Here is a 5,564-nt window from a genome sequence, read left to right as displayed (position 1 = left end):
GACCGCTGCCGCGTCACAGACCGCCCGCTGAGCCGGGCCTCACTCCGGCCGCGAGGCCCGCGCCAGATCGACCGTGGCCGAACGCAATTGCGCGATGGCGTCGATCGGCGCGAGATACCCGATCCGCGTGATCGCGATGCCACGCGGCGTCGTGACCCGCAGATCCAGACCGAAACGGTCGGCCCGCTCACAGACGGCACCGGTCGCGTCCGGATAGCCGCCGCGCACGCGCGCCATATCCAGCAACGAGTCGGCATGATCCTCATTGAGGTGGGTGATGGCCCGCGCCGCCGCTGGAATGATCGGATCGGCGACCGCGGCGGCATACTCCTCGGCGTTGGCCGAATCCATGCGCCCGTAGCCGCCCACCCAGCGCGCCCGCTGCACCCGCAGCACCCACACCGTGAAATCGCTGAAGTCGATATACGTCTTGGCCGACGGCACGGCCGCCAGATGTGCCTCCCGCGCCGCCTCCGCCTCCTCGCCCACGGGCCGTTCGACTGTGCCCGCCAGCGTCAACCGGGTGCCCGCCAGCGGATCCGACGGCAGGTCCGGCGCCACGATGGACACGCTCGCGCGCGGGTCGGCGGCCAGGTTGCGGCCGTGCTCGGCCAGCCGCGAGACGCACAGGACCGGTTGTCCGGCAAGCAATCCGTAGGTGACGAAGCTGGCCCAGGGCCCGCCGTCGGTCGAGAGCGTGGCGAGGGTCGCGGTATTCGTCGCCGCGGCAACCGTTCTGGCCTCGTCGGCGGGCGTGGGACGGGTGGTGATCGCGATCGGAGTCAGCGGCGGGGGAGTCGAGGGCGCATCGCCCGGATCGCCGTGGTCGAGAGCCATGCGACACAGGCTACCCGCGCCGACATGCCGGTCAATCCGGCAGGATCGGCACCGACAGGCCCTCACCGCGGCGCAGCAGGGCCGCGCGCGTGACGGTTCCCGCGCCGAAGCGATCCCGCAACGCGTCCAATGTCGAATCCAGGGTGGACTCGGCGCGGGGTTCGAAAGGCAACGACATCTGCATGGTGTCGGCATTGTCGAGATTGGTCAGCGACAGGCCGATCAAAGTGAGTCCGCCGCGCTCGTGGATCAACGGCAGCGCGGCCTCGAGCAGGGTGCGCGCCGCACGCAGGATCACCTCCCCGCTGTCGGTCGCCTCGGGCAGCGTGTGCGAGCGGGTGGCGCGGCCGAAATCGTCGAAACGCATGCGCAGCACAAGAGTTCGGCAGACTCGTTTTGCCGTGCGCAGCCGGTGCCCGAGCCGGTCGGCCAGCCCGTGCAGATACGCCTCGATCTCGTCATCGCTGCGATGCCTGCGGCCCAGAGCGCGCTGTGCGCCGATAGACCGGCGACGCCGCCCGGTATCCACGCGCCGCGGATCCCGCGCCCACGACAGCGCATGCAGATGCCTGCCCACCGCGGGCCCCAGCACCGCCGCCAGCGGCCCCTCACCCAACTCCGCCAACTGCCCCACCCGGGTGATCCCGCGTTCACGCAACTCCCGCGCGGTCACCTCCCCGACGCCCCACAACCGCTCCACCGGCAGCGGATGCAAAAACTCCAACTCCCGATCCGGCGCGACCTCCAGCAGCCCATCGGGTTTGGACACCGCACTCGCCACCTTGGCCAGGAACTTGGTGCGCGCTACCCCCACCGAGATCGGCAACCCCACCTCCGCCCGGACCCGCGCCCGCAACTCCCGCGCGATCTCGACCGGCTCACCCGCGATCCGCCACAGCCCCGCCACATCCAGGAACGCCTCATCGATCGAGATCCCCTCGACCTCCGGCGTCGTGTCCCGGAAGATCTCGAAAACCCGCTTACTGGCCTGCGAATACGCCGACATCCGCGGCGGCACCACAATCGCGTGCGGACACAGATTCAGCGCCGCCCGCACATTCATCGGCGTCCGCACCCCGAACGCCTTCGCCTCATAACTGGCCGCCAACACCACCCCACCCCCAACCAACACCGGCCGCCCCCGCAACCGCGGCTGATCCCGCTGCTCCACCGACGCATAGAACGAATCCAGGTCAGCATGCAGAATCGCCGCCCGCCCAGGACGCTCCTGACCACCCGCAACACCACCCGACACGAACATATGTTCGCATACCCACCGGTCTGCTGCGTCGAGGTCCCTGGATGTCACGGATCGGAGACCAGGAAACTCGTATCGAAGTACGACGGAATGCCCTGCGCTCCAAGGTATCTCGCAGTCTGGCGGCTGTGAGATTCGGTCACCAGGAGGTTTGCCCGAACGGCGATCCCGCCCGTAACGTGTGCCGCCCAACGGATGAAGGAGTGGCCCAGTGACAGCGGACAACCCCCGAGAAACCGCCCGAATGGCCGTGCTGAACGTAGAAGCCCAGCACGCCCGCGTAATGGAAGCGATCGAGGAACTGGACCGCCTCCGCGCCATCGCCGAACGGGCAGCGTTCGCCGACGTCGTCGAGCCCGAGTGGGACCTCGTCCAGAAGTACGAACCCCTGACCGGTCTGTCCGCGGTGGCCCAGGTCGAGTCCCGCCGGATCATCAAGAGCGGCGTCTATCGACGGATGAACCTCTAGCAGACCGGATGTGTCGGCGGATTCGTCAATGGCGAATTCCGCCGGCACATCGCTGGGCCCGCCGAAACCCTGCAAGCCGTTCCGCGAACGTTCGAGCCAGGCGGCTGAGCCCCAGTGCATTCTCGTGACCTATGAGCCGTCGGCGGTGTCCGGGGATGCCGATGGTTGGTGGCGTCGACGGCGATACAGGTAAACCGCTGCCGACACGGCCGCGATCAGTACACCCCAGCCGGGGCGATAAGCGTCGCCATCGTGATCACGTCCAGGCCGACCGCGATCTCGGTGACCGGGAGTGCGACCAGGAACAATGTGCCAGCCCACAGGGTAATCGACGAAGTTGCTTGGGTGGCAGAGAAATAAGCGAAGGAGAGCAGTTCGGTAGTGCGGGTGACTGCGGTGCGCAGGGATCGTGCGAGGACGGGCAGGATCGGCCGAAGCATCGAGAACTCCAGGAGGATGTGCACTGCGGCGGACACGCCGATACTGATTGGAGCCGGTGCAGGGCGATAGGTGTGGCGCGGAATCCGGCTGCCAGCGATCTTCTCCGAGCTTCTACCGGAGGAGGGCTAAGCCGCCGTGGGGCTCAGGCCTGGAGCGCGTGCTCGAGCATGACCGGGTGCATCGGGGGCAGTGTGTCCACACGAGACACTTGTCGAGGCGCCGTTGCGGACTCCGAGCCGCGAAGGGTTCGTGGGTCGGGTCGAAAAGCCGATCAGCGCAGCCGCGATCGCGACTACCAGCACCACGACGGCCGCCGCCGCGGCCTGCGCTGCACTCCCGACGGTCACCGGCAGCAGGCATAGCAAGATCGAGGCGATGACGAACTTCAGCACCAGAGTCTGGTCGCTGAAATCCACGGGCACACAACGAATGCTACAGAGCTTGCCGGAAGGCGCGTGCGCTGAACCAGGAGCGAACCCTGCGGTACTGTTCGCCTCTGAGTTCGACTTGATTCATGGGGGACGGCATGTCTGTGCAGGAATACGACGAGATCGATTTGGCCGCTGTCGGGGTGGACGGGCGGATGATTCTCAATATGCGGGAGGATCGCGTCTCGTCGGAGGTCGATCCGGCGGTGCTGCGGGAGGACTTCCGCCGGAAGCTGGCCGCGTACGTGCACGCTATTCGATCGGGGTATGCGCGGGAACTTGCTGCGCGCGATGGGCATTCGCAGGTCAGTGGCTATCGCATCGAGCTGTCGAGCTGGGAGCGGCCTGATCCCGAGGTGATGGCGCTGCTCGAGTCTGTCGGCAGCGCGATACCGGACATCCCGGTTACGGGCGGTTGGGTCGATTTGGGCAATGTCAGCCTGGAGGTTGTCGAGAGTGCCCTGGTCACGGCGGTGACCGAGAGTGTGCCGGCGGGCTGGAAGTCGTTGCGGCTGTGGGTTATCGCCGTTGGTGAGTTCGGCTACGGGCAGATCGAGGCCAAGTACGGCCTGAGGAAGACCCGCCAGTTCGACGTCTCGGAGGATCTGTGGGCGTTCCTGACCGAGCACAAGCGCCGGTCCTACGATGAGCATGCCGGTGCCTGGCTCAGTGGTCAGATCCTCGTCGACCGCAACGGCATTCGCGTCAACTTCCGCAAGGACGATGTGGTCGGAGGGTTTCCGCGTATCGAGTCCGCCGACTGGCGTCGCGAGTTCGAGCTCTACCCACGCGCGGCCGCGCAGATCCCGGAGTCGATCCAGAACCGTGACGGCTCCACCCTGATGCTGCGCCCGATCCTGGCCGACGATCCCGTGCGCACCGCCCGGCCCAAACCGGAGTCCGAGGACGAGACCCTCGAGGTCGACATGCTGAAGGTTGTCGTGCCGATGCTCCCGGACGGTTGGACCTTCGTCATGGTGTGGTTCTCCATGGTCGGCGGCGAAGGCCACGCGGGCGTCTCGGTCATGATCAACGAGAAGACGGTGCAGAATCTGCAGCCGCCCCAGGAACTCCTGGCCGTGCTGACGAAATCCAAGGAAGCCGCCTACGACCCGATTCGCGGCACCTGGTTCAGCGGCAAACTGGAATTCAAACCCGGCGGCGCGTATCGCTCGACGTTCTCCAATTCCGAGACCCCGGAATGGGTTCCGGCTCCCACGGTCGAGGAATACCGCGCTGAGTTCGCCCGCTATCCCCGAGACCCCGAGCAGATTCCGTCCCACATCCGCGACCTGCTGGCCTGACGACACTCGGCGCGGGTGGAAACGACGACGCCCACCCGGTCCCTTCGCTGCGGTGAGAAGCCGGGTGGGCGTCGTGGTGGATCAGTGCGGCGCGACGGTCAGGTCGTAGACGGCCAGGTCACCGAACTTCTGAGTGGCGCTGTAGTGCGCGGTCACCCAGTCGAGGATCTGCTTGTTGCCCGCGGGCCGCCAGACGCCCTGATTCGGATCCGAGGGCGTGTCGGTCGGCTTCGGATCGGTCCGCCACGAGTCGGGCAGCTTGATCTCGGGCACGAGATAGTAGGTGATCTCGTGTTTGCCGACCATGTCCTGGAACTGCGGCAGGGTCGGCACCGGGTCGGCGGAGGTGAACCCGCCGATGGCGAGCACGGGTGTGCGGCTGGCCAATTCGAGACCCGCGGCGGGCGAGGAGCGGTCGATGGCCGCCGACCACCGGGTATTCGTGGTCTGCAACAGGGCGACCAGCTTCGGGTCGGTCTGTCCGCCGAAGAGCATTTCCAGCTGCTTGCGGAACAAGTTGGTCGGCTCGTCCTTCTTCTTCGGACGCGGCGGACCCACCACGGGGCTGCCGCCCGTGTGCGACTCCGGAAGCGTGGCGGCGGCGTAGGCGGTCGAACCGGCCAGTCCCGCAAGCACACCCACCACCAGTAGAAGCGCGGTCGCGCGAGCCCGCACCCGTTCCCAGCGCGCGGCGGGCGGCAGCGCCAGCGCCAGCAGACCGGCCGCCGACACCACCACGATCGCGAAAATGGCCCACCGCAGCCACGGCTGCCACGCGCTATTGCGTTGCAGCAGCACGAAACCCCACACGCCCGCGGCGAGAATCA

At 67.2% G+C, this 5,564-nt stretch carries 5 protein-coding genes and 1 pseudogene; 2 read left to right on the top strand and 4 right to left on the bottom strand.

The features are described from left to right. Positions 1 to 39: 39 nt before the first annotated feature. Positions 40 to 837, bottom strand: coding sequence for a HugZ family pyridoxamine 5'-phosphate oxidase (locus tag ACWELQ_RS36685; protein ID WP_452401614.1), 798 nt, complete (start codon positions 835 to 837; stop codon positions 40 to 42). 31 nt (positions 838 to 868) lie between these two features. Next, positions 869 to 2,098 (bottom strand): DNA polymerase IV, encoded by a 1,230-nt coding sequence (dinB, locus tag ACWELQ_RS36680; RefSeq protein WP_452401613.1) that lies wholly within the window; start codon positions 2,096 to 2,098, stop codon positions 869 to 871. 208 nt (positions 2,099 to 2,306) lie between these two features. Between dinB and ACWELQ_RS36675 the strand changes: the two genes are divergently transcribed. Further along, complete coding sequence (locus tag ACWELQ_RS36675) at positions 2,307 to 2,564, top strand: hypothetical protein (protein ID WP_452401612.1); 258 nt, start codon at positions 2,307 to 2,309, stop codon at positions 2,562 to 2,564. 215 nt (positions 2,565 to 2,779) lie between these two features. Here ACWELQ_RS36675 and ACWELQ_RS36670 read toward each other — a convergent pair whose 3' ends face one another. Beyond that, on the bottom strand, positions 2,780 to 3,040 hold the full coding sequence (locus tag ACWELQ_RS36670) for a hypothetical protein (RefSeq protein WP_452401611.1): 261 nt from the start codon (positions 3,038 to 3,040) through the stop codon (positions 2,780 to 2,782). A gap of 491 nt (positions 3,041 to 3,531) precedes the next feature. Here ACWELQ_RS36670 and ACWELQ_RS36665 point away from each other — a divergent pair, with 491 nt between their 5' ends. Beyond that, positions 3,532 to 4,737, top strand: a complete 1,206-nt coding sequence (locus ACWELQ_RS36665) for a hypothetical protein (protein ID WP_452401610.1) — start codon at positions 3,532 to 3,534, stop codon at positions 4,735 to 4,737. An 81-nt stretch (positions 4,738 to 4,818) separates the two neighbouring features. Here ACWELQ_RS36665 and ACWELQ_RS36660 read toward each other — a convergent pair. Continuing rightward, positions 4,819 to 5,564, bottom strand: a pseudogene (locus ACWELQ_RS36660) (mannosyltransferase); the annotation flags it as partial.

It is taken from the genome of Nocardia sp. NPDC004722, assembly GCF_053601505.1.
This window is presented reverse-complemented; position numbering and strand designations above follow the sequence as displayed.

Coding starts and splice junctions, on each gene's coding strand:
- ACWELQ_RS36665 (WP_452401610.1), top strand. CDS start 3,532: ATGTCTGTGCAGGAATACGACGAGATCGATTTGGCCGCTGTCGGGGTG.
- dinB (WP_452401613.1), bottom strand. CDS start 2,098: ATGTTCGTGTCGGGTGGTGTTGCGGGTGGTCAGGAGCGTCCTGGGCGG.
- ACWELQ_RS36685 (WP_452401614.1), bottom strand. CDS start 837: ATGGCTCTCGACCACGGCGATCCGGGCGATGCGCCCTCGACTCCCCCG.